Source organism: Enterobacter sp. SLBN-59, assembly GCF_024807915.1.
GTDB lineage: Bacteria > Pseudomonadota > Gammaproteobacteria > Enterobacterales > Enterobacteriaceae > Enterobacter > Enterobacter asburiae_B.
This window is the reverse complement of record NZ_JANUFI010000001.1, coordinates 505,538-530,051: the sequence shown is the minus strand read 5'-3', so window position 1 is coordinate 530,051 and position 24,514 is coordinate 505,538. Positions and strand designations below refer to the sequence as shown.

The 24,514-nt window shown below is 54.4% G+C and carries 22 protein-coding genes and 1 pseudogene; 16 read left to right on the top strand and 7 right to left on the bottom strand.

Annotation, left to right across the window (positions count from 1 at the left end; translation table 11 throughout):
• Positions 1-22 precede the first annotated feature (22 nt).
• The 4 genes from pspD to pspA are packed head-to-tail and all read right to left on the bottom strand — an operon-like array spanning position 23 to position 1,561.
• Entirely contained in the window at positions 23-247 is a 225-nt protein-coding gene (gene pspD / locus M2422_RS02485; protein WP_023312043.1) for a phage shock protein PspD, read from the bottom strand.
• A gap of 12 nt (positions 248-259) precedes the next feature.
• Positions 260-619 carry an envelope stress response membrane protein PspC gene (gene pspC, locus M2422_RS02480; RefSeq protein WP_023312044.1) on the bottom strand — a complete coding sequence of 120 codons (360 nt, stop codon included), beginning with the start codon at positions 617-619 and terminating at the stop codon, positions 260-262.
• Positions 619-843, bottom strand: coding sequence for an envelope stress response membrane protein PspB (pspB, locus tag M2422_RS02475; RefSeq protein ID WP_023312045.1), 225 nt, complete (start codon positions 841-843; stop codon positions 619-621). Before pspB ends, pspC begins: the two co-directional genes overlap by 1 nt.
• A gap of 49 nt (positions 844-892) precedes the next feature.
• Entirely contained in the window at positions 893-1,561 is a 669-nt protein-coding gene (gene pspA, locus M2422_RS02470; RefSeq protein ID WP_064672643.1) for a phage shock protein PspA, read from the bottom strand.
• A 166-nt stretch (positions 1,562-1,727) separates the two neighbouring features.
• Here pspA and pspF point away from each other — a divergent pair, with 166 nt between their 5' ends.
• From pspF to M2422_RS02435, 7 genes are all read left to right on the top strand, one after another.
• Positions 1,728-2,705, top strand: coding sequence for a phage shock protein operon transcriptional activator (pspF, locus tag M2422_RS02465; RefSeq protein ID WP_064672644.1), 978 nt, complete (start codon positions 1,728-1,730; stop codon positions 2,703-2,705).
• Positions 2,706-2,793: 88 nt separating this feature from the next.
• Entirely contained in the window at positions 2,794-4,434 is a 1,641-nt protein-coding gene (gene sapA, locus M2422_RS02460) for an ABC transporter substrate-binding protein SapA (protein ID WP_033145731.1), read from the top strand.
• Positions 4,431-5,396 carry a putrescine export ABC transporter permease SapB gene (gene sapB, locus M2422_RS02455; RefSeq protein WP_023312049.1) on the top strand — a complete coding sequence of 322 codons (966 nt, stop codon included), beginning with the start codon at positions 4,431-4,433 and terminating at the stop codon, positions 5,394-5,396. Before sapA ends, sapB begins: the two co-directional genes overlap by 4 nt.
• A complete protein-coding gene (gene sapC / locus M2422_RS02450) occupies positions 5,383-6,273 on the top strand; it encodes a putrescine export ABC transporter permease SapC (protein ID WP_032656751.1) in 891 nt (296 codons plus the stop codon). Before sapB ends, sapC begins: the two co-directional genes overlap by 14 nt.
• The gene (gene sapD / locus M2422_RS02445) at positions 6,273-7,265 is read left to right on the top strand and encodes a putrescine export ABC transporter ATP-binding protein SapD (RefSeq protein WP_033145732.1); all 993 of its coding nucleotides are present in this window, start codon (positions 6,273-6,275) and stop codon (positions 7,263-7,265) included. Before sapC ends, sapD begins: the two co-directional genes overlap by 1 nt.
• 1 nt (position 7,266) lies before the next feature.
• Positions 7,267-8,073, top strand: coding sequence for a putrescine export ABC transporter ATP-binding protein SapF (sapF, locus tag M2422_RS02440; RefSeq protein WP_023312051.1), 807 nt, complete (start codon positions 7,267-7,269; stop codon positions 8,071-8,073).
• Positions 8,074-8,234: 161 nt separating this feature from the next.
• Entirely contained in the window at positions 8,235-9,176 is a 942-nt protein-coding gene (locus M2422_RS02435; protein ID WP_033145733.1) for an ATP-grasp fold amidoligase family protein, read from the top strand.
• Here the strand turns inward: M2422_RS02435 and M2422_RS02430 are convergent.
• Positions 9,157-10,231 (bottom strand): annotated as a pseudogene (locus tag M2422_RS02430) (ATP-binding protein). The gene M2422_RS02435 and the pseudogene M2422_RS02430 overlap by 20 nt on opposite strands.
• Positions 10,228-10,932 carry a response regulator gene (locus tag M2422_RS02425; RefSeq protein ID WP_025756601.1) on the bottom strand — a complete coding sequence of 235 codons (705 nt, stop codon included), beginning with the start codon at positions 10,930-10,932 and terminating at the stop codon, positions 10,228-10,230. The pseudogene M2422_RS02430 and the gene M2422_RS02425 overlap by 4 nt, the downstream one beginning before the upstream one ends.
• Before the next feature lie 271 nt (positions 10,933-11,203).
• On the opposite strand from M2422_RS02425, the gene M2422_RS02420 reads away from it, so the two are divergent.
• The 7 genes from M2422_RS02420 (at position 11,204) to pdeR (ending at position 22,257) form a co-directional block, all read left to right on the top strand.
• Positions 11,204-11,590, top strand: a complete 387-nt coding sequence (locus M2422_RS02420; protein ID WP_064672645.1) for a hypothetical protein — start codon at positions 11,204-11,206, stop codon at positions 11,588-11,590.
• Between the two features lie 124 nt (positions 11,591-11,714).
• Positions 11,715-12,623, top strand: a complete 909-nt coding sequence (locus M2422_RS02415; protein ID WP_063441951.1) for an ABC transporter six-transmembrane domain-containing protein — start codon at positions 11,715-11,717, stop codon at positions 12,621-12,623.
• Between the two features lie 4 nt (positions 12,624-12,627).
• The gene (locus tag M2422_RS02410; protein WP_064672646.1) at positions 12,628-15,720 is read left to right on the top strand and encodes a multidrug efflux RND transporter permease subunit; all 3,093 of its coding nucleotides are present in this window, start codon (positions 12,628-12,630) and stop codon (positions 15,718-15,720) included.
• 270 nt (positions 15,721-15,990) lie between these two features.
• Positions 15,991-16,779: an enoyl-ACP reductase FabI gene (fabI, locus tag M2422_RS02405; protein ID WP_003856831.1), complete on the top strand. Its 789-nt coding sequence runs from the start codon at positions 15,991-15,993 to the stop codon at positions 16,777-16,779.
• Positions 16,780-16,932: 153 nt separating this feature from the next.
• Entirely contained in the window at positions 16,933-17,919 is a 987-nt protein-coding gene (locus tag M2422_RS02400; protein ID WP_064672647.1) for a CMD domain-containing protein, read from the top strand.
• Positions 17,920-18,007: 88 nt separating this feature from the next.
• Positions 18,008-19,942 (top strand): exoribonuclease II, encoded by a 1,935-nt coding sequence (locus M2422_RS02395; protein ID WP_032656735.1) that lies wholly within the window; start codon positions 18,008-18,010, stop codon positions 19,940-19,942.
• A gap of 323 nt (positions 19,943-20,265) precedes the next feature.
• On the top strand, positions 20,266-22,257 hold the full coding sequence (gene pdeR, locus M2422_RS02390) for a cyclic di-GMP phosphodiesterase (protein ID WP_029740520.1): 1,992 nt from the start codon (positions 20,266-20,268) through the stop codon (positions 22,255-22,257).
• Here the strand turns inward: pdeR and M2422_RS02385 are convergent.
• Entirely contained in the window at positions 22,254-23,123 is an 870-nt protein-coding gene (locus M2422_RS02385; protein WP_064672648.1) for a crotonase/enoyl-CoA hydratase family protein, read from the bottom strand. The two genes, pdeR and M2422_RS02385, sit on opposite strands and share 4 nt — an antisense overlap.
• A 193-nt stretch (positions 23,124-23,316) precedes the next feature.
• Here M2422_RS02385 and M2422_RS02380 point away from each other — a divergent pair, with 193 nt between their 5' ends.
• Positions 23,317-23,499 carry a hypothetical protein gene (locus tag M2422_RS02380; protein ID WP_024907126.1) on the top strand — a complete coding sequence of 61 codons (183 nt, stop codon included), beginning with the start codon at positions 23,317-23,319 and terminating at the stop codon, positions 23,497-23,499.
• A 43-nt stretch (positions 23,500-23,542) separates the two neighbouring features.
• Positions 23,543-24,295 (top strand): DNA-binding transcriptional regulator YciT, encoded by a 753-nt coding sequence (locus tag M2422_RS02375; protein WP_023312063.1) that lies wholly within the window; start codon positions 23,543-23,545, stop codon positions 24,293-24,295.
• The last annotated feature ends 219 nt before the right edge of the window (positions 24,296-24,514 follow it).

Genomic DNA, 24,514 nt, shown 5'->3' with positions numbered 1-24,514 from the left:
AAAGGGCTAACGCCAGCAGGAATTATTGGGATAAGTAGCGGCGAGATAGCCGTTTTGCCACCTTTTGCAGCAGCGGTTCGAGCGCCACGGCCAGCACCATTCTGACCGGTTTGCGGGCAACGGATTTGATCGCCCAACCCGCCACACCTGCCGGGCCGAACCGTAACGCGGTCAGCAGGACCAGTTTACCTGCGATTTTCAGGCCGGGTTTTACCTTCTGACCGGCCTGTTGCCAGTGTTGTTTCATCTCATCTCTCTCTTAAAGCTGACGAAAGCGACTTCTCAGCGTAAAGGTATCCGACGTGACATAGCGTTCCATTTCCCGTAGCCGCTTCTCACCGGCGGCGAGTTGCTCATCAACGGCATTGAGAAGATCGCTGCTGGTCGGGGCTCCCTCCGCAGCCAGTTCTCCTTCGGGCATCGGGTCAAGAACAAACGACAGGACGATATATGCCACCAGGGTAATAAACGCCAGGCCAAAGAAGATCGATAGCACCGCGACCACGCGGACCAGTTTTACCGGGACATCAAGATAGTGAGCCAGCCCGGCACAAACGCCGCGCACCATGCCCTGCTGTGGAATTCGCCACAACTTTTTGTTCAGATTCAGTCCAGACATTAACGGTCCCTCCAGTTTGGATGCTCAGCATCCAGGATGGCTTCCAGCGCCTGAATGCGTTCGCGCATTTTGTTCGCCTCGTCGGAGAGCTGTACCAGACGCTGTTGTTCACTCTGGGAGAGTTCGCCCCGAGAAGAACGGTTGCTGTAGTGCAGCCATAGCCAAATCGGCAAAACGAACAGCACGAAAATTGTCAGGGGAATGGCCAGAAAAAGCGCGCTCATGTGTACTCCTTGTCTTATGATGCGGCACGCTCAGGTGCCGCAGGAATTATTATTGGTTGTCTTGCTTCATTTTGGCTTTCAGTGCCGCCAGCTGCTCGCTGATTTCATCATCAGCCTTCAGATCGGCGAACTGTTGATCCAGCGACTTCTGCTTGCCGATGCCGTGGCTTTCGGCTTCCGCTTCCATGTGGTCGATACGACGTTCAAACGATTCAAAACGCGCCATCGCTTCATCAAGCTTACCGCTGTCCAGCTGACGACGCACGTCGCGGGAAGAGCTTGCCGCCTGGTGACGCAGGGCCAGCGCCTGCTGACGCGCGCGGGTTTCGTTAAGTTTATTTTCAAGCTCACCAATCTCTTTCTTCATACGGGTGAGCGTGTCATCCACCAGCGTGACTTCATGCTCGAGCGTCGCGACCATATCAGCCAGCTTCTGTTTTTCGATCAGCGCCGCACGGGCCAGATCCTCTTTGTCTTTACGCAGCGCCAGCTCCGCTTTTTCCTGCCATTCGTTCAGCTGAGCGGTTGCCTGTTCAATACGACGCGTAAGCTGTTTTTTCTCCGCCAGCGCGCGGGCGGAGGTTGAACGCACTTCAACCAGCGTGTCTTCCATCTCCTGAATCATCAGGCGGACCAGCTTCTGCGGATCTTCCGCTTTCTCAAGCAGTGAGTTGATGTTGGCGTTCACGATGTCGGCAAAACGAGAAAAAATACCCATAATCTAATCCTCATAGTTCTGTTATCGGGCGATGCCCTGCTGTACGGATAATACAAACATCATGCCAGGTTTTTATCTTATTGATTTTTCAGAGTCTGATTGATTTTTGCGCAGCAACAGACTATTCTTCCCTGGTGAATATCGCTAAGGAGTGGTTAATTTCATCATGCCCGGATACAAAGACAATTTACTCGGCGAAGCAAACAGCTTTCTCGAAGTGCTGGAACAGGTCTCTCGCCTGGCGCCGCTCAATAAACCGGTGCTGATCGTCGGTGAACGCGGAACGGGGAAAGAACTGATAGCCAACCGTCTGCATTACCTCTCCGGGCGCTGGGATGGCCCCTTCATTTCCCTTAACTGCGCGGCGCTGAATGAAAACCTGCTCGACACCGAGCTCTTCGGCCATGAAGCGGGGGCGTTTACCGGCGCCCAGAAACGCCATCCCGGACGCTTTGAGCGCGCCGACGGCGGTACGCTGTTTCTGGATGAGCTGGCCACCGCGCCCATGCTGGTGCAGGAAAAACTGCTGCGCGTGATTGAGTACGGCGAGCTGGAGCGAGTCGGCGGCAGCCAGCCGCTGCAGGTTAACGTACGCCTGGTGTGCGCCACGAACGCCAACCTGCCGGAGATGGTGGCGGAGGAGAAATTCCGTGCCGACCTGCTTGACCGCCTGGCCTTTGACGTCGTTCAGCTTCCACCCCTGCGCGAGCGCAGAAGCGACATCATGCTGCTGGCAGACCAGTTTGCGATTCAGATGTGCCGCGAGCTCGGACTGCCGCTGTTCCCCGGCTTCAGCGATTATGCGCAGGAGACGCTGCTGGCTTACCACTGGCCGGGAAATATCCGTGAACTGAAAAACGTCGTGGAGCGCTCCGTCTATCGCCACGGCAGCAGCGAGACGGAGCTGGACAATATCATTATCGATCCTTTTCAGCGCAGCGCAGCGCCGCTACCCACACCAGCGTCTTCAGGCGATCTCCCTACTCTCCCCCTTGATTTACGCCAGTTCCAGAACGTTCAGGAGAAACAGCTGCTGGAGCAAAGCCTGAAGACGGCAAAATATAACCAGAAACGGGCGGCTGAACTGCTGGGTCTGACCTACCATCAGTTAAGGGCATTGCTCAAAAAGCATCAAATGCGCTGACAATATCAGCACTTACCTGCAGACATTTTTACGAAGCAGGCGTAAGTGCGATACACTTTGCAGATCGAACCTAAAAACCTTAAAAATTATGCGTCTGGTTTTATCGTCCTTTTTAGCACTCGGTCTGTTTAGCAGCCTGGCCTTTGCCGCGCCCGGGCAAACTCCCCAGCCTGACATTCGTGACAGCGGCTTTGTCTATTGCGTAAGCGGCCAGGTGGATACCTTCAACCCGCAAAAAGCGGGCAGCGGCCTGATCGTGGATACCCTGGCCGCGCAGCTTTACGACCGTCTGCTTGATGTTGACCCATACACCTACCGTCTGGTGCCTGAGCTGGCGGAAAGCTGGGAAGTGCTGGATAACGGCGCAACCTACCGTTTTCACCTGCGCGATGACGTCGCGTTTCAGCGCACGCCTTGGTTTACCCCCACGCGCAGGCTGAACGCAGATGACGTGGTCTTCACCTTCCAGCGTATCTTTAACCGCAACCATCCGTGGCATAACGTTAACGGGGATAATTTCCCCTATTTCGACAGCCTGCAGTTTGCTGACACCGTCAAAAGCGTGCGCAAGCTGGACAATCGGACGGTTGAATTTACGCTGACGCGCCCGGATGCCTCCTTCCTCTGGCATCTGGCGACCCACTATGCGTCAGTCATGTCCGCTGAATACGCGGCAAACCTGACGAAAAAAGATCGTCAGGAGTTGCTCGATCGTCAGCCGGTCGGCACCGGTCCGTTCCAGCTCGCTGAATACCGCGCAGGGCAGTATATTCGTCTGCAGCGCCATGAGCATTTCTGGCGCGGCACTCCGCTGATGCCGCAGGTGGTGGTCGATCTCGGTTCAGGTGGAACGGGACGTCTGTCGAAACTGCTCACCGGGGAGTGCGACGTGCTCGCCTGGCCCGCGGCCAGCCAGCTCACCATTTTGCGTGACGATCCGCGCCTGCGCCTGACGTTACGCCCCGGCATGAATATCGCTTATCTGGCCTTTAACACGGATAAGCCGCCGTTGAATAACCCTGCCGTACGCCACGCTCTGGCGCTGGCGATTAACAACCAGCGTTTGATGCAGTCGATCTACTACGGCACGGCGGAAACCGCCGCCTCAATTTTACCGCGCGCCTCGTGGGCCTATGACGGTGAAGCTAAAATTACGGAATACAATCCGGCAAAAGCGCGTGAACAGCTGAAGGCGCTGGGGGCGGAAAACCTAACTTTGCAGCTTTGGGTGCCAACCAGTTCCCAGGCGTGGAACCCGAGCCCGCTCAAGACCGCCGAACTGCTGCAGGCAGATATGGCGCAGGTGGGCGTCAAAGTGATCATCGTACCGGTTGAGGGCCGTTTCCAGGAGGCGCGCCTGATGGACATGAATCATGATTTAACCCTGACCGGCTGGGCGACCGACAGTAACGATCCGGACAGTTTCTTCCGGCCACTGCTAAGCTGTGCGGCGATAAATTCGCAGACCAACTACGCCCACTGGTGTAACCGGGAGTTTGACGCCGTGCTGCAAAAAGCGCTGGCTTCCCAGCAGCTGGCCTCACGCATCGACGCCTATGATGAAGCGCAGAAGATCCTTGCCCAGGAACTGCCGGTGCTGCCGCTGGCCTCTTCCCTGCGTCTTCAGGCCTATCGTTACGATATTAAAGGCCTGGTGCTGAGTCCGTTCGGCAACGCCTCGTTCGCCGGCGTGTCGCGTGAAAAAGAACAAGAGGTGAAAAAACCATGATTATTTTTACCTTACGTCGGCTCCTTTTGCTGCTGGTGACGCTCTTTTTCCTGAACTTTGTCGGCTTCAGCCTGAGCTATTTCACGCCCCACGCCCCGCTCCAGGGGTCGTCGCTGTGGGATGCCTGGCTGTTCTGGTTTAACGGGCTGCTGCACTGGGATTTCGGCGTGTCCAGCATTAACGGGCAGCTGATTTCCCAGCAGCTGAAAGAGGTTTTCCCGGCCACGATGGAGCTGTGCATTCTGGCCTTCGGCTTTGCCCTGATGGTCGGAATCCCCGTGGGCATGCTGGCCGGGATCTATCGCAACAAATGGCAGGATAAGTTTATCAGCGCCCTCGCCCTGTTCGGCTTTTCCATCCCGGTATTCTGGCTGGCGCTGCTGCTGACGCTGTTCTTCTCGCTGACGATGGGCTGGCTGCCGGTTTCGGGTCGTTTTGACCTGCTCTATACGGTTAAAACGGTGACGGGTTTTGCCATCATTGACGCGTGGCTGTCCGATTCGGTATGGCGCCATGAGATGATCGTCAGCGCCGTGCGCCATATGGTATTGCCGGTGCTGACGCTGGCGGTTGCGCCAACCACCGAAGTGATCCGCCTGATGCGCCTGAGCACCATTGAGGTATTTGACCAGAACTACGTCAAAGCCGCCGCCACGCGCGGGTTGTCACGCCTGACCATACTGCGCCGCAACGTCCTGCACAACGCGCTGCCGCCGGTAATTCCGCGTCTGGGATTACAGTTTTCCACCATGCTGACGCTGGCGATGATCACCGAGATGGTCTTCAGCTGGCCGGGCCTGGGGCGATGGCTGATTAACGCCATCCGCCAGCAGGACTACGCCGCTATTTCTGCGGGCGTGATGGTGATTGGTTCGCTGGTGATTATTGTTAACGTGTTGTCCGATATTCTGGGTGCCATGGCTAACCCATTGAAGCATAAGGAATGGTATGCCTTACGATAGCGTATACAGTGAAAAGCGCACGCCCGGCGTGCTGCGTACCGTGTGGCGTAAATTCTATGGTGACACCACGGCAATGATCGGCCTTTACGGCTGCGCCGGCCTGGTGTTGCTTTGCGTCTTTGGCTCGTGGTTTGCGCCGTACGGCATCGACCAGCAGTTCCTTGGCTATCAGCTGCTGCCGCCGTCCTGGTCACGCTACGGCGAAGTCTCTTTCTTCCTGGGAACGGACGACCTCGGACGTGACGTGTTGAGCCGCCTGCTGAGCGGTGCAGCCCCGACGGTCGGCGGCGCATTTGTGGTGACGCTCGCGGCTACGATCTGCGGGCTGGCGCTCGGTATTTTTGCGGGATCCACCCATGGCCTGCGTTCGGCGGTCCTTAACCACATTCTGGATACGCTGCTGTCGATTCCATCCCTGCTGCTGGCAATCATTGTTGTTGCCTTTGCCGGTCCGCATCTGTCGCATGCCATGTTCGCCGTCTGGCTGGCTATCCTGCCCCGCATCGTGCGCTCGGTTTACAGCATGGTGCATGATGAGCTGGAAAAAGAGTACGTCGTCGCCGCGCGTCTGGACGGCGCGACGACCTTCAACATTCTGTGGTTTGCCGTGCTGCCCAACATCGCCGCCGGGCTGGTCACAGAGATCACCCGCGCCCTGTCGATGGCGATCCTGGACATCGCGGCGCTCGGCTTCCTCGATCTCGGTGCACAGCTGCCGTCGCCCGAATGGGGTGCAATGCTCGGCGACGCGCTGGAGTTGATCTACGTAGCACCCTGGACGGTCATGCTGCCGGGTGCGGCCATTATGGTGAGCGTGCTGCTTATCAACCTGCTGGGCGACGGTATTCGCCGTGCAATTAACGCGGGGGTGCAATAATGCCGCTTCTTGATATTCGCAACCTCACTATCGAATTCAAAACCGGTGAAGGCTGGGTTAAAGCCGTCGATCGCATCAGTATCACCCTTGCAGAGGGAGAAATACGCGGGCTGGTGGGGGAATCCGGCTCGGGAAAAAGCCTGATTGCCAAGGCTATCTGCGGCGTGGCGAAAGACAACTGGCGCGTGACGGCAGACCGTATGCGTTTTGACGATATCGATCTGCTGCGCCTCTCCCCCCGCGAGCGGCGTAAGCTTGTCGGGCATAACGTCTCGATGATTTTCCAGGAGCCGCAGTCCTGTCTCGACCCGTCCGAACGCGTGGGTAAACAGCTCATGCAGAACATTCCCGGCTGGACCTATAAAGGCCGCTGGTGGCAACGCGTTGGCTGGCGCAAGCGCCGCGCCATCGAGCTTTTACACCGCGTCGGGATCAAAGATCACAAAGATGCGATGCGCAGCTTCCCCTATGAGCTGACCGACGGCGAATGTCAGAAAGTGATGATTGCCATCGCGCTGGCAAATCAGCCGCGTTTGCTGATTGCGGATGAGCCCACCAACGCGATGGAACCCACCACGCAGGCGCAAATTTTCCGCCTGCTGTCGCGTCTCAACCAGAATAACAACACCACCATTTTGCTGATCAGCCATGACCTGCAAATGCTCAGCAAATGGGCGGATAAAATTGACGTCATGTACTGCGGGCAAACGGTCGAAACCGCGCCGAGTGAAGATCTGATCGGCGCGCCGCATCATCCGTATACGCAGGCGCTTATCCGCGCCATTCCGGATTTTGGCAGCGCGATGCCGCATAAGAGCCGCCTGAATACCCTGCCGGGGGCGATTCCGCTGCTGGAATCCCTGCCGATAGGCTGTCGTCTGGGGCCAAGGTGCCCCTATGCTCAGCGTAAATGTATCGAAACACCACGCCTGACCGGGGCCAAGAATCATCTGTACGCCTGTCATTTCCCGCTGAACATGGAGAGAGAGTGAAATGGTCGAAACCTTACTGGAAGTTCGCAACCTGAGTAAGACCTTTCGCTACCGCACGGGGCTGTTTCATCGTCAAACTGTCGACGCGGTGAAGCCGCTGAGCTTTACGCTGCGTGAAAAACAGACCCTGGCGATCATCGGCGAGAACGGTTCCGGGAAATCCACCCTGGCGAAAATGCTCGCCGGCATGGTTGAACCGACTGCAGGCGAAGTGTTGATTGACGATCATCCTCTGACGTTCGGCGATTACTCTTTCCGCAGCCAGCGCATCCGCATGATTTTCCAGGATCCCTCGACCTCGCTTAACCCGCGCCAGCGCATCTCTCAGATCCTCGATTTTCCGCTGCGTCTGAACACCGACCTGGAGCCAGAGGCGCGCCGTAAGCGCGTATTTGAAACCCTGCGTATGGTTGGGCTGTTACCGGATCACGAAAGCTACTACCCGCATATGTTGGCCCCCGGCCAGAAACAGCGTCTGGGCCTGGCGCGTGCGTTGATTTTGCGGCCAAAAGTGATCATTGCGGATGAAGCGCTTGCCTCGCTGGATATGTCGATGCGCTCGCAGCTGATTAACCTGATGCTGGAATTACAGGAAAAACAGGGGATCTCGTATATCTACGTCACCCAGCATCTGGGAATGATGAAGCACATCAGCGATCAGGTGATGGTCATGCACCAGGGCGAAGTGGTCGAGCGCGGCAGCACGGCGGATGTGATGGCCTCTCCGCTTCATGAGCTGACAAAACGACTGATTGCCGGGCATTTCGGTGAAGCATTGACCGCCGATGCGTGGAGAAAGGACCGCTAAGCGCGACGCTCAGCAAAAATCACCCCATTAAATTAAGGATTAAATAGTCTGAGTACGCTATTTAATCCTTTAATTTTTCGTCTCCATCCCTGCTCCATATTTTAAGCAATATCAATCAACAGTTCTTCTCCAGAATATCCGGACATTACGGAGGAGAAGAAATGAACACCGCCACTTACATTTTAAAATACACAGAGTATCTCATCAGAAAATGCCGCTCATTTTTAATGACGGACCTGCATTTTCATACCGTGAGGCTTAAGAGAACAACCGGGGAAACCCCTGACATTAACTCGCCCACGACGTTGAGTGAAAAAATATGTCATCGACTGGTCTATGACCATAATAACTTCTACACGATGCTTGCCGATAAACTCGCCGTTCGGGCATACGTTTCCTCCAGAACAACGCGCGTGAAAACGGTGCCATTAATCGGCGTTTATACCAGGCCGTCGCAGATTGATTTTTCAGTTCTTCCTGACAAATTCGTCCTTAAGTGCAACCATGACAGCGGCAGCACAATAATATGTACAAACAAAGCGCAATTTAATGAAAAAGAAGCGTGTAAAAAGCTGAGCCTCGCGTTAAAGAAAAATCTTTACTACACCACGCGCGAATGGCAGTACAAAAACATTACGCCGAGTATACTTTGCGAGCCGTTTGTCGATCTCTTCGACGATGCTGACAGGAACACAACGCCCGAAATGCTGAGGATCCATTGTTTTCACGGCGTTGCCCACTATGTAGAAGCGGATTTTACGGATGATAACGGCAAAGGGTTTATCAACGTTTATGACAGGTACTGGAACTTACAACCCTTCCGGATGGAATATCCAAATACTTCAGCAGAACCAGGCGAACCGCTCTTATTCCGCCAGGCTTTGTTGGCCTCCCAGGAGCTGGCGGATGGAATTGACTACTGCCGCGTTGACCTTATGCTAAAAAAAGATGAAATCTATTTCAGCGAAATAACCTTAAGCCCGAGACGCGGTAAGCTGACGATTACCCCGCAGGAGTGGGATGCTAAGTTAGGAAAAATATGGCATTTATCGCCGGCAGGCACATTTGACCTGCCGCTGAAGCTCACGAGTCGGGCCAGGTGAGTTTAAATATCGAGTGGTTTTGCGTCGATAAGGTATAGGTAACATCGCCACCATGAGCCAGCATGAGCCAGCATGATGGCTTTTACCACCGACAAGCCCAAACCACAGCCTTCCGGGTTCACATGTCTGGCGCCATTATCGCGCTGAAAGGGCTGAAACAGGAAATCATGAAACTCTCTGGGGATGCCCGGTCCCCCGTCCTGAATAAGGATAAAATTGCCTTTATCAGAAACGCCATTTTTCACGATGAGCGTGCGCGAGGTTGAATAGTGTAAGGCATTATCAAATAAAACGGTCAAACACTGATTGATGCGCAATGGATCGAATACGCACTGCTGCTCCCTCAGGTCTGTATTGACGGTAAAAGCCTTACGGCTGAACTCGGGCATGAACGTATCGAGTGCGTTCTGTATTGTCCCTTTTAGATCCGTTCTTGACTGGCATAACGTGTATCCCGCCCCGCCATCCGAACTGATAACCCGGAGATCTTCAATCAGGCGGGTTAACCCTTCCGTCTGTTTGAGAAGATTATTAAACAGCACCGGATCCGGGGTAAAAACGCCGTCAACCAACCCCTGAAGCCGTCCGCGTAAGATCGTGACAGGGGTTCTCAGCTCATGCGCAATAGCGGCATTCCAGGATTTCCTCTGAATATCCAGCGTCTGTAGTTTTTCCGCCATTTCATTGAAATCCGTCACCAGGTGATTGATCTCACCCAGCCGGGAACTGGCGCAGAATGCCCGGGCGTCCAGATCGCCCTGAGAAATCTTTTTCAGGCTGGACGCTACCGCGTTTAGCGGGGTGAGGATCCGCGATGACAGTTTGACCGTGAAAAAGAGGGCAATAATCATACTGATCGTAGTCGCGGTCCCAATCCATACCCAGTCCCACATCGTCATCTGCTCGTCATCGCCCGCAGCAGGGCCGCCCGGGAGATGATCCAGAATAAAGGAGTAAAAAAACCAGGAGCCGAGTATGGCGATGGCAATGATCGTAAACGTCAGCAACAGCATATACGTTAAGATCTGACGGCTCAGGACAGACTCTTTGTTCATTTCTTTTCCCCAAGCCGGTAGCCCATGCCTCTGATGCTCTCGGGAACACCATAGAGGCCGGCAAGCTCCAGTTTTTTACGCAACTTGCTCATATGGCTGTCGACCGTTCTGTCGAGCGTATCCCCTTCCGGCAGACACGCGTTGAGCAGCTCTTCGCGGGAGCAGACCTTTCGCGGATATCTCACCAGGTATGTGAGCAATTTAAATTCGGTCGTCGTTAATACCGGGGAGACAACCTCTGCGCCCACGGTGACTTCCACGTAGAAGTCATCCGGATAGACCGTAATAAATGGCGTTCTGAGCGGCTGGGAACCCGCCTGCTGAAGCGCGGGTTTTGTCCTGCGCAGCACCGCCTCAACCCGGGCGACAACTTCAGAAGGGTTGAAGGGTTTGATCACGTAATCATCCGCGCCCAGCCTCAGCCCCATGAGCTTATCGACATCCTGATCGAGAGCGGAAACCATAATGACGGGGACAGCGCTTTCCTGACGAAGCGTGGTAAGTACGCTCCAGCCGTCACATACGGGCAGGTGAATGTCCAGCAATATGAGATCCGGTTTATGGAGGCGATTGAGCGCTATGGCCTGTTCGCCCTGCCTGGCTCGGAGCGTTTTCATTCCCGAACGCTCCAGGTAGCTCATCAGTATATCGGCGATTTCGTCTTCATCTTCAACAACAAGGATCAGCGTATTTTTGTGCATTTTATCTCCGCGGGTGAAATCCCTTTGAGCTCGCTATCAGATATCTTTAGCACAATAAGACACAGCCTCCGGGAAAAAGTGCCGTAGCTAAGAAAATTTCCCGGCTGATTTACCTGCCCGGTTATTTCTCCATACAGCCTACACATTCCGTCAATAATGACTCGACAATGCCCGTTCAAAATCGCTATTGAGACAAAACTCTTTTTACATTTAGCGTTGCACATTATCCCTGTTACTTAAAGATTTTATGAAGTTGGCTGAAATAATGAACATGGAACTTTCTAAATATTTCTCTCCTAAAAAACTGGGCTTATATTCCCTGTTCCTGCTGCTGTCCTGGGGATTACTTTATATCTGGCTGATGCTGGTACACAAAATGGATGAAAAAGTCGCCTCAACGCTGCTCTCTTCACCCATTATCTATGGCTGCATCGCATTGTCGGTTGTCTCTCTGATAATCCAGAATAAAGCCGGCGCGTTGACTGAGCTACTCGTCGTCGCCTTCTGGCTGTTGGTGATTTTTGTTTATCTCATTATTACGTTCACCGTGCTGTTAAACGCGATGCCCGACATCGAGGATCTGGTCTTTTACTACGAGTGTTATTTGATCATTTTTTTTGGTGGAGCCCCGCTGTACCTTATTATGAGAATGATTTGAGCCGTTGCTCCACACAGCCTCCACAAACCGCCCATGTCCGCTAAACAGGCGCGCGGTAGACTCTCCCTCACGCTATTTTGCACAAAAATAACTCACCTAATAAATCTGATAAAAATTACCCATAATGATGAACCGTAATAATCTTCGTTCTTCTGAACCTGCCGGAGTGATGCACTCGCTAAAAAAACTCGCGATACGGCACCGGAAAAAACTGGTTGTCACTTTTTTCCTGGTGGTGGCCGAAAACGTGACGTTTTTACTTTATCCCGTTCTGGCAGGCATCGCGATAAATGCCATCCTCGCCGGTGAAACGCTTAACGCCGCGCTGTATGGCCTGATGGTACTTTGTATGTGGTTCATCGGTGCGGCCAGACGGAGCGTTGATACGCGCACGTTTGCACGCATTTATGCCGGACTCGCGGTATCCGTCGTCCTGGCACAGCGCAAATATCAGCTAAACCATTCGGCAATCGCCGCCAGGGTAACGCTCTCGCGCGAATATGTGGATTTCTTTGAAATGCACCTTCCCCTGCTTATTACCTCGCTGAGCTCACTTTTTGGTGCCGCCATCATGTTGCTGTTTATTGAATTTTGGGCCGGCGTCATGTGCTTTGCGATTGTATTTATCCTGCTCGGATTTGTCTCAGGATATGCCCGTAAAAATGAATGGCTGTTCATGCGCCTGAATAATCGACTGGAAAAAGAAGTGGATTATGTCCATAAGGCGGGCACGGCTACCCTTCACCGCCATTACTCCACGCTGGCGCGTTTGCGTATCGCATTATCTGACCGCGAGGCGTGGGGTTATTTGTGGGTTGGGGTACTCGTTGCCGCGCTTTTTACGCTGACCATCGTCTGGATGACGCGCTCAACCGGCATCACCGCCGGACATATTTACTCCGTGATGACCTACATGTGGATGTTCGCGACGAGCCTCGATGACGCGCCGCAGCTTCTGGAGAAATTTTCACAGCTCAGGGATATCGGCAAGCGCGTATCTACTGATGATGAAATTCACGTAACGGGACGTTAATTTAATGCCGCATTTTTTTATTGAACGCCCCGTTTTCGCCTGGGTAGTGGCGCTTTTTATCGTCCTGGCAGGACTCCTGTCTATCCCCCGTTTGCCGGTTGCGCAGTATCCGGCGGTGGCACCGCCTGGAATCATTATTTCCGTCAGTTACCCGGGGGCCAGTCCCGATATCATGAATACGTCGGTGGTATCGTTAATCGAGCGCGAAATCTCCGGCGTAGATAATTTGCTCTACTTTGAATCATCCAGTGACACAACCGGTTCGGCATCAATTACCGTCACGTTTAAACCGGGCACGGACATCAAGCTGGCGCAGATGGATCTGCAGAATCAGATTAAGATCGTCGAGCCTCGTCTGCCTCAGGCGGTAAGGCAAAACGGCATCAACGTCGAGGCCGCTAACTCTGGCTTTTTAATGATGGTGGGGCTAAAATCCGCGACGGGTCAATTTGAGGAAGCCGATTTAAGCGACTATTTTGCCAGAAACGTCAGTGACGAGCTTCGTCGCGTGCCCGGCGTAGGGAAAGTTCAGCTGTTTGGCGGCGAAAAAGCCCTGCGCATCTGGCTGGATCCCATGAAGCTCCACGGCTACGGGCTTTCGGTAAGCGATGTTCTTACCGCCGTTAGCCAGCAAAATGCCCTTGTTTCGCCCGGCAAAACGGGAGATGAGCCAGCCTCTGCAGAACAAGGGGTGACGTATCCCATCACCGTGAAGGGACAGCTCTCCTCGGTAGAGGCGTTCAGGAATATCACCCTGAAATCTGACGCATCCGGTGCCCGCCTGAAACTGTCCGACATTGCGCGGATTGAATCTGGCCTGCAAAGCTACGCCTTTGGTATCCGTGAAAATGGCGTGCCCGCAACGGCGGCAGCAATCCAGCTCTCGCCTGGCGCGAATGCGATGAGCACGGCTTCCGGCGTACGGGCGCGCATCGACGAACTTTCCCGGGTGTTACCCGAAGGAATGGCGTTTACGATCCCCTTCGACACCGCGCCGTTCGTGAAACTTTCTATCATGAAGGTTGTTCAGACATTTGTGGAAGCGATGGTCCTCGTCTTCCTGGTTATGCTGCTGTTTCTGCACAAGATACGCTGTACGCTTATCCCGGCGATTGTTGCTCCCGTCGCGCTTCTTGGCACCTTCACGGTGATGCTGTTGAGCGGCTACTCCATCAATATTCTGACGATGTTCGGCATGGTGCTGGCGATAGGGATTATCGTTGATGATGCCATCGTGGTCGTGGAGAACGTTGAACGACTGATGGAGGAAAAAAGCCTGTCCCCGCGTGACGCCACGCGGCAAGCCATGCAGGAAATCACTCCGGCGATTATTGGCATCACGCTGGTGCTGACCGCCGTCTTTATCCCCATGGGGTTTGCGGAAGGATCCGTCGGGATTATCTACCGACAATTTTGTATTTCCATGGCGGTCTCCATACTGCTGTCCGCGTTTCTTGCCCTGACGCTGACGCCTGCCCTGTGCGCAACGCTACTCAAGCCGCATAAGCCAGGAAAGAGAGGCGGAAGGTTCGCGGTCGGGTTTAACGCGCGCTTTCGTTCGCTCACCGCCAGTTACGAAGCCGGGCTGGGTGCCGTTCTGAAGCGAACCGGGCGTATGCTGCTCCTGTACGCTGCGCTTTGTGCTGCGCTGTTTTTGGGATTGTCTTCGTTACCGTCGTCCTTTCTGCCGGACGAAGATCAGGGCTACTTTATGTCCTCAATCCAGCTGCCTTCTGATGCCACGATGCAGCGTACCCTCAACGTGGTTAAAAAATTTGAAGAGGAAATTGCGGCCCGGCCGGATATTGAAAGCAACATTATGATCCTGGGGTTTGGATTTTCAGGTTCAGGACCTAACTCGGCTATGGCCTTCACCACGCTGAAGGACTGGAAAAATCGGCAGGGTTCGACGGCTCAGGGTGAAGCCGACCATATACAGGCCAGCATGGCGAACGTCTCTGATGCCGTCACGATGAGCCTGCTCCCGCCGGCCATTTCGGATATGGGCACCTCGTCGGGCTTCACCTGGTACGTGCAGGACAGAGCGGGACTGGGCTACGAGGCGTTAAAGCGCGCTGCCGACGCTCTGGTCCTGCAGGCCAACCAGCGTCCTGAACTGAGTGACGTGTATATAGACGGTCTGCCGGAAGGAACAAGCCTTGCGCTCCAGGTGGACAGAGAAAAGGCGGAAGCGATGGGCGTCTCGTTTGATGAAATCAACCAGACGCTCTCCGTCACCCTGGGCTCAAATTATGTCAACGACTATACGAACAACGGCCGCGTTCAGCAGGTGATCATTCAGGCCGATGCGCCCTACCGAATGCAGCCTGAGCAGATACTGACATTATCAGTGAAAAACCGGATGGGACAGATGGTGCCGGTATCGACGTTTGCCACGCTTTCCTGGCACGTTGCGCCCCAGCAGTTGACGCGTTATCAGGGATATTCGGCTATTCGCATTACCGGAAATGCGGCGCCGGGAGAGTCCAGCGGCACCGCAATGAAGGTTATGGAGGACGTGTCCAGGAGTCTGCCTCAGGGCATGGCTGGCGAGTGGGCCGGGAGTTCATTGCAGGAGAGAAAATCGGAATCTCAGCTTCCGGGCCTTATCGTCCTGTCGATACTGGTCGTGTTTATGGTGCTCGCCGCCCTGTATGAGAGCTGGTCTATTCCTTTTGCGGTCATGCTGGTCGTTCCGCTGGGTCTTATCGGCGCGGTGATCGCGGTGTCCGTTGCCGGCATGACGAATGACGTTTTCTTCAAGGTCGGCCTGATTACGCTTATCGGCCTGTCGGCCAAGAACGCCATTCTGATTGTTGAATTTGCCAGGCAACTCCATCGCCAGGGGCAGCCCCTGCTGGCGGCAACCATTCATGCCGCCGGCCAGCGCCTGCGCCCTATTCTGATGACGTCGTTAGCCTTCACCTTAGGGGTTGTTCCGTTGATGCTGGCCCGTGGTGCGAGCGACAGTACGCAGCATGCCATCGGTACCGGCGTATTTGGCGGCATGATTAGCGGTACGCTTCTCGCCATTTTCTTCGTACCGGTTTTCTTTATCGTCATCGCGCGCTTCATCGACAACCTCAGGAAAGCGTGAATACCCTCGCGGGATCGCGCTTCCTCGCTGGTTGGATGAGGTGAACCTGTTGCCGGGTGATATACTGGACGAATGCTGAAATTTTGAGCCCCCGCGAGTCCGCGGCGCATTCTTCGGGGCAGGCGTCTTCAGAGAAGAGCGAGAAATATCGTGACACAAGGGGCTGTGAGTGGGCTATAATTTCGAGCTAATTTCGAATGATTTTGAAATACTGCCTGTAACGCTATGAATTACAAGGCAAAATTAGCAATGAATATAAGGATTAAAGCTATGGGTTTTCTTTCCGGTAAGCGCATTCTGGTGACTGGCGTTGCCAGCAAACTGTCCATCGCATACGGCATCGCACAGGCAATGCATCGCGAAGGCGCTGAGCTGGCGTTCACCTACCAGAACGACAAGCTGAAAGGCCGTGTTGAAGAGTTTGCCGCGCAGCTGGGTTCCAGCATTGTTCTGGAATGTGACGTTGCACAAGACGAAAGCATCGACGGCATGTTTGCTGAACTGGCAAAAGCATGGCCGAAATTCGACGGTTTCGTTCACTCCATTGGCTTCGCTCCTGGCGACCAGCTGGACGGCGACTACGTGAACGCGGTTACCCGTGATGGCTTCAAAATCGCTCACGACATCAGCTCCTACAGCTTCGTTGCGATGGCGAAATCCTGCCGCGCGATGCTGAACCCGGGCGCAGCCCTGCTGACCCTGTCCTATCTGGGCGCTGAGCGTGCTATTCCTAACTACAACGTTATGGGCCTGGCGAAAGCCTCTCTGGAAGCCAACGTACGCTACATGGCGAACGCAATGGGTCCTGAAGGCGTGCGCGTTAACGCCATCTCTGCAGGTCCTATCCGCACCCTGGCAGCTTCCGGTATTAAAGATTTCCGTAAAATGCTGGCACACTGCGAAGCGGTTACCCCGATTCGTCGTACCGTTACCATTGAAGATGTGGGTAACTCTGCAGCATTCCTGTGCTCTGACCTTTCCGCTGGTATCTCCGGTGAAGTGGTTCACGTTGACGGCGGCTTCAACATCGCTGCAATGAACGAGCTGGAAATTAAATAAGCTGTGACTCTCTTCCCGCCCGGGAAGAGAGTTTTCCCCCTGCACCACCCCTTCGTTATTCCGTTCTGCTATTTGTTATCACCTAACAATATTTTTCCCTTTATCTGCCTTACGCCAGGATATTGATCGCCATTTTGAGATCAAGGAACGCACATGGAACAACGCCGTTTTTCCGGCAAAGGCCACTGGTATCACGAGACCCAGTCGAACCACGCGCAGAAAGATGTTCTGCCTCTGGTGCCCGAAGCCGCTAACGTCGACGATCGTTTTTTGCTCGATTTAGCCCTGCCTGATGAGATTGTCGCCGCCTGTTCTGGCTGGCTTACCCCTGCCAGGGCCTTGTGCCACCAGCTGTTTCCGCTCTCGATTCCCGTGAACCGCCTGCATACGCTCAGCGCATACGATCGGCTCAGCACCGCGCTAACGGTCGCACAGGCCTGTGGCGTTCAGCGGCTTTGTAACCATTACGCCGCCCTCCTCGCCCCGCTTCCCGGCCCGGACTCCTCGCGCGAAAGTAACCGACGTCTGGCGCAAATTACGCAGTATGCCCGCCAGCTCGCCAGCTCTCCTGATGTGATTGATGATAAAGCGCAGAACCAGCTTGATGAGGTTGGCCTGTCAATATATGACATTGTGGTGATTAACCAGATTATCGGGTTTATTGGTTTTCAGGCGCGCGTAGTCGCGGTTTTTCAGGCGCTGTTAGGACACCCCGTTCGCTGGTTGCCAGGCCATCATATTCAGCCGCACACGCTGCCCGCGAGCCACGCCGCCTGGGTGCCGCTGTTGCCCGTCGTCGAGCTGCGCTATGCGAGTGCGCATCAGCTTGAGTCGCTGTCCCGCTGGCAGGCAGAACCCGCGCTGGAGGCGCTGACGCCGGTCCTTTGCCATGAGCCTTCGCTGCTCGACCTGACCGGAGAAATCCTGTTAAACACCCGCGAAGCGATCCCGCTGACGTCCCCCGCACTTTCGGCGGCGGTCGAACTGCTGACACGCTCTCCGGACCGCTTCAGCGCCGCGCAGTTTACCCCGCTAACGGATCAGGGACTCCCCGGCGAACATGCCATCATGCTGCTTACCCGAAGCGCGTTTGATGGCTGGCTCAATCGTCTGAAAGTCGCGTTTGGTAAAGAGGAATAACCATACTAATTACCCAAAGAGCGCTTGCTGAGACAGTGAGAATCGCGTAAAACTGTCAGCCGCTCAATGGCTACGAAAATAGAACATTATGTTTCAGGACAACCCGCTGCTAGCGCAGCTTAAACAGCAACTGCATTCCCAGACGCCGCGTGCAGAAGGGGTCGTAAAAGCCACGGAAAAGGGCTTTGGCTTCCTTGAGGTTGACGCGCAGAAAAGCTACTTCATTCCGCCACCGCAGATGAAGAAAGTGATGCATGGCGATCGCGTCATGGCCGTCATTCATACCGAGAAGGACCGCGAGTCTGCCGAGCCGGAAGAACTGATCGAACCGTTCCTGACCCGTTTTGTGGGTAAGGTGCAGAGAAAAGACGATCGTCTTGCTATCGTGCCGGATCATCCCCTGCTGAAAGATGCCATTCCCTGCCGCGCCGCCCGTGGCGTTGAGCATGATTTTAAAGAAGGTGACTGGGCCGTAGCAGAAATGCGCCGTCATCCTCTGAAAGGCGATCGCGGTTTTTATGCTGAGCTGACCCAGTTCATTACCTTTGGCGCCGACCATTTCGTACCATGGTGGGTCACGCTGGCACGCCATAATCTTGAAAAAGAAGCACCTAACGGCGTAGCGACCGAGATGCAGGACGAAGGTCTGACGCGCCGCGATCTCACCGCACTGGAGTTTGTCACCATCGACAGCGCCAGCACGGAAGATATGGATGACGCGCTGTACGCTGAAGAAGGCGCCGATGGCAAACTCCATCTGACCGTCGCCATTGCCGATCCAACCGCCTGGATTGCCGAAGGCAGCAAGCTGGATGACGCGGCGAAAATCCGTGCGTTCACCAACTACCTGCCGGGCTTTAACATTCCGATGCTGCCGCGCGAATTGTCAGACGATCTCTGCTCGCTGCGTCCAAATGAAGTGCGCCCGGTCCTTGCCTGCCGCATGACTATCGCCGCAGATGGCGCGATTGAAGACGATATCGAGTTCTTTGCCGCTACCATCGAATCGAAAGCCAAGCTGGCCTACGATAACGTCTCCGACTGGCTTGAAAATACCGGTAGCTGGAAACCTGAATCAGACGCCATTGCCGCGCAAATCCGTCTGCTGCATCGCATCTGCCTCAACCGCGGCGAGTGGCGTAAAACCCACGCGCTGGTGTTCAAAGACCGCCCGGATTATCGCTTTGTTCTGGGCGAGAAAGGCGAAGTGCTGGACATCGTGGCCGAACCGCGACGCATTGCGAACCGCATCGTTGAAGAGGCGATGATTTCCGCCAACATCTGCGCCGCACGCGTGCTGCGCGACAGGCTGGGCTTTGGCATTTACAACGTCCACACCGGGTTTGATCCGGCGAATACCGAAGCGCTGGCGGCCCTGCTGAAGACTCACGATGTGCACGTTGATCCGGAAGAAGTGCTGACGCTGCCGGGCTTCTGCAAGCTTCGCCGCGAACTGGACGCGCAGCCGTCGGGCTTCCTGGACAGCCGCATTCGTCGCTTCCAGTCCTTCGCTGAAATCAGCACCGAGCCTGGCCCGCACTTTGGCCTTGGCCTCGAAGCTTACGCCACCTGGACATCGCCGATCCGTAAGTATGGCGATATGGTTAACCACCGTCTGCTGAAAGCGATTATCAAAGGTGAAACCATTGCCCGTCCTCAGGAGGACACCACGCTGCAGATGGCCGATCGTCGCCGTCTGAACCGCATGGCCGAGCGTGACGTTGGTGACTGGCTGTACGCACGCTTCCTGCAGGATAAAGCCGGTACGGATACCCGTTTCGCCGCAGAAATCATCGATATCAGCCGCGGGGGCATGCGCGTCCGTCTGGTCGATAACGGTGCTGTCGCGTTTATTCCTGCGCCGTTCCTGCACGCGGTTCGTGACGAAATGGTCTGTAGCCAGGAAAACGGTACCGTGCAAATTAAAGGTGAAACAGTTTACAAAGTCACCGACGTGATTGACGTTACTATCGCCGAAGTTCGCATGGAAACCCGCAGTATTATCGCGCGCCCTGTCGCCTGATAACCGGTTCAATTGTCGGCTAATTCCTCTCCGGAAGGGCCGACAATTTTTCTTTTTATCCCCGCCACAAAATCATTATTTTTCCTTACTATTTTCAGTATCCCTTCGCCCAAAACCGCCATAATTATCTACAGTAAAAGAGTGTTGTTATATTCGGTTACGTGAATTTCTATACGCTCAGTATCCTTTTTAACCTGACTCGTTTTATTATAAGAAAGCAGGGAAAAACAACAGGTTCACTTCGGTTTTGCCGCTGTTTCTCAACGGAAAAGTCGACAGCAAATGAATAATTTGTGCGCTAATGAACAGCTGCGGGAGAAAACATGATGGACGATCTGGAGCAGAATTTGCTGTTTCGCTACATGGGGACTCACAGCCCGTGGTGGCGCCTGTCAGCTGACAGCAACGCTCTGCACCTTTCCACCAGCGAAAATGCCGATGTCACTCAGGTCGTGGCGCTGGATGATGAACAGGCCGATCTCATCCGTCATTTAACCGTTATTACCTCCAGCATTTCCATGTCGCTCTCCCTGTACGGAGAAGATGTCCCGGTTCATCTTGTAGGCCGTAAAATTACCCGCAACGAGTGGGCAGGCACCGCTTCCGCCTGGAACGATACGCCCTCCGTGGCGCGCGATCTGGCTCAGGGGCTCTCTTTCGCGGAGCAGGTTGTCTCTGAGGCCAACTCCGTCATTGTTATTCTCGATCAGCACGGCAATATTCAGCGTTTTAACCGGCTTAGCGAAGAGTACACCGGCCTGAAAGAGCAAGAAGTGATTGGGCAGAACGTGTTTAAGCTGTTTATGAGCCGCAGCGAAGCGGCAGCCTCAAAGCGCAATATTACCGGTTTTTTTCGCAACGGCAGCTCCTACGAAGTTGAACGCTGGATCAAAACGCGTAAAGGGCAGCGGCTGTTTCTGTTCAGAAACAAATTCGTGCACAGCGGCAGCGGTAAAAATGAAATTTTCCTTATCTGTTCCGGGACAGATATTACGGAAGAGCGCCGCGCTCAGGAGCGGCTGCGCGTGCTGGCCAATACCGATACCATCACCGGCCTGCCAAACCGCAATGCGATCCACGATCTGATTTCTGACGCCATCGACAACCGCGGCGACACGCAGGTGGGCGTGGTGTATCTCGATCTGGATAACTTTAAAAAGGTCAACGACGCTTACGGGCATATGTTTGGCGATCAGCTGTTGCAGGCTGTCGCCCTCGCCATCTTGAGCTGTCTGGACGAGGAACAGGTGCTGGCGCGTCTTGGCGGCGATGAGTTTATCGTCATGGCCACCAATACCTCTCAGGGCTCTCTGGAGGCGATGGCGTCGCGCATTTTAACCCGTCTGCGCCAGCCGTTCCGAATCGGTCTGATTGAGATTTATACCGGCTGCTCTCTGGGTATCGCCCTCGCCCCGCAGCACGGGAACGACCGGGAAAGCGTTATTCGCAACGCCGATACCGCCATGTACACCGCCAAAGAGAACGGCCGGGGCAAGTTCTGCGTCTTCTCACCCGAGATGAACCAGCGCGTGTTTGAGTATCTTTGGCTGGATACCAACCTGCGTAAGGCACTGGATAACGATCAGCTTCTGATCCACTATCAGCCGAAAATAACCTGGCGTGGAGAAGTCAGAAGCCTTGAAGCGCTGGTACGCTGGCAATCGCCAGAACGCGGCCTGATCCCGCCGCTGGAGTTTATCTCTTATGCCGAGGAGTCGGGGTTGATTGTGCCGCTGGGCCGCTGGGTGATGCTCGACGTGGTTCGTCAGGTGGCAAAATGGCGCGATAAGGGAATAAACCTGCGCGTGGCGGTGAACGTCTCTGCACGCCAGCTGGCCGACCAGACCATCTTCAGCGACTTAAAGCAGGCGCTGAAGGATCTGAATTTTGAATACTGCCCGGTCGACGTCGAGTTGACCGAAAGCTGTCTTATCGAAAATGAAGAGCTGGCGCTGTCCGTGATCCAGCAGTTCAGCCGACTCGGGGCGCAAATTCATCTGGATGATTTTGGCACCGGCTACTCTTCCCTTTCTCAGCTGGCCCGCTTCCCTATCGACGCCATTAAGCTCGATCAATCTTTCGTCAGGGATATTCATAAGCAGTCTATTTCCCAGTCACTGGTGCGCGCTATCGTCGCGGTGGCGCAGGCGTTAAATCTGCAGGTGATTGCCGAGGGTGTGGAGAATGCAAAAGAAGACGCCTTTCTGACCAAGAACGGCGTCAACGAACGGCAGGGTTTTCTATTTGCTAAGCCGATGCCCGCTGCCGCATTCGAGCGATGGCTAAAACGATATCAAGCGCGAAATCAACGTTAACTGGCTTTACGCAGGCCCGTCGCGTGATGGCGGTTTTGCAGCGTGACCAGACGCTCCATGTAGGCGATATCTTTCGGCTCCAGGCAGAAAGCGGCATCAACCCAGTCTTCCGTGATGTCCATCAGTTCACTGCGAGGCAATTGCAGAACGCGAGTACGGGCGCGCAGCATCGCCCTTACGCCATTCAGTTTTGGCCGCAGCGTATCGATGAAGGTTCGGGTGGAGACATAGCTTTGTCCCGGTTCAAACAGGACATCCACCAGCCCGTGCTGTTCGTACCATTCAGCCGTATGGGATTCCCCTTTGTAGATGAGTTCCTCCGCCAGCTTCATGCCTGAACGGCGTGCAACCAGGGAATATCCTCCCATACCCGGAAACAGGTTGAAGGCAATCTCCGGGAAACCTAAACGGGCATCGCGCTGAGCCAGGACGAAATGGTGCGCCAGAGCGGCCTCAAACCCGCCCCCTAACGCACTGCCTTCTACCATTGCCAGAGTGATGGCTCCCGTATCAAACCCCCGTGAGGCCGCATGGACGCAATCAACGCAGGCGCGAGCGTACGCCCGTAACGCTTCCCGACGTCCGTTCTGAATGCACTCGACGAAGAACTGTAAATCTCCGCCCGTATTGTACATCTCGGGAACCAGCGATCCGGTTACCCAAAAATCAACCGCAAACCCAGACTGGCGAACCAGCCATGAAAAGTTCATGATCTCCTCTATTAACGCATGGTTAAAGCAAGGACGTGGCTGAGCCCTCAGCATCATCCAGACCGTGTGACGCTCCGCCTCGTAATACCCTGACAGCTGCGTGAACCGTTCAGTATCGGTAAACAGTGTGCAGGTAGGCTGATTGATAACTGTCATAGTCTAATTCCTCTTATAAAAAAGCGCCTTGCGCGCAGTTTTAGACTAATCCACTCATTAAGCCTGCTGCATGAGGGGGAATAAATTTATCACTTACGTTTATGTAATTTAGTTATTGCATTTTTTCCCTTCTCTTTTGATCCTATTTTCTGCATCATTGAAAATATTAACTTTTCGCGCCTGGGGTGAGATTATGTCGACTATTGACGCACAAGCTGTAGCACAACGAATTGATACCGTGCTGGATATCCTGGTGGCGGGCGATTATCACTCTGCTATCCGTAATCTCGAGATCCTGAAGTCTGAACTTCTTGCTCAGAATGGTGCTGACAATGCGCCAGAAAACAGACAGCCAAAAGCGCCGTGGGAAGTTTAATCCCACCGTCTCCGACCTCGTTTCGCTTTATTAAATGGATGCTATGAATTCCCGACAACAACTCATTTTGCAGATGGTCATCGATCAGGGACGCGTAAGCGTAGTCGACCTCGCTAAAACCACTGGCGTGTCTGAAGTCACCATCCGCCAGGATCTTAATCTGCTGGAAAAACAGAGCTACCTGCGTCGCGCGCACGGATATGCTGTCCCGCTGGACAGCGATGACGTGGAGACGCGCATGATGAATAACTACGCGCTCAAACGTGAACTGGCGGAATTTGCCGCGTCCCTGGTGAACAACGGCGAGACCGTCTTTATTGAAAACGGCAGCAGCAATGCCCTTCTGGCGCGCACGCTTGCCGATCAAAAAGACGTTACCATCATCACCGTCAGCAGCTATATCGCGCATTTGCTCAAAGAGACGCGCTGCGAGGTGATTCTGCTGGGCGGTATTTACCAGAAAAAAAGTGAAAGCATGGTTGGCCCGCTGACCCGTCAGTATGTTCAGCAGGTTCATTTCAGCAAGGCCTTTATCGGGATTGACGGCTGGCAGCCGGAGACAGGTTTTACCGGCCGGGATATGATGCGCTCCGACGTGGTGAATGCCGTGCTGGAAAAAGAGTGTGAAGCCATTGTGCTGACCGACAGCTCTAAATTTGGCGCCGTTCACCCTTATACGATGGGCCCCGTGTCACGCTTTAGCCGCGTGATTACCGATGAACGGTTGAGCGATGCGCACCGTAATAAACTGGAAGATGACGGGCTGATCGTCAATATTATTAAAACGACCGCCTGAGTTCCCTCCGCGCCCGAATTTCGGGCGCATACGCCCTTCTTTCTCTGAGATGATTCCTGGTACTTCTTTAAGAGTTTTTACCTGTTTAACCTGCATTAAAGTCGTAAAATTAATGTTAGCGATATAACAGGAAGTGACTATCACCTGCGTGATTACGTAACGCCTGCGCGACCAGCTTTCACGGAGAACAGAATTAAGTATTCGATTCGTCTATACTTA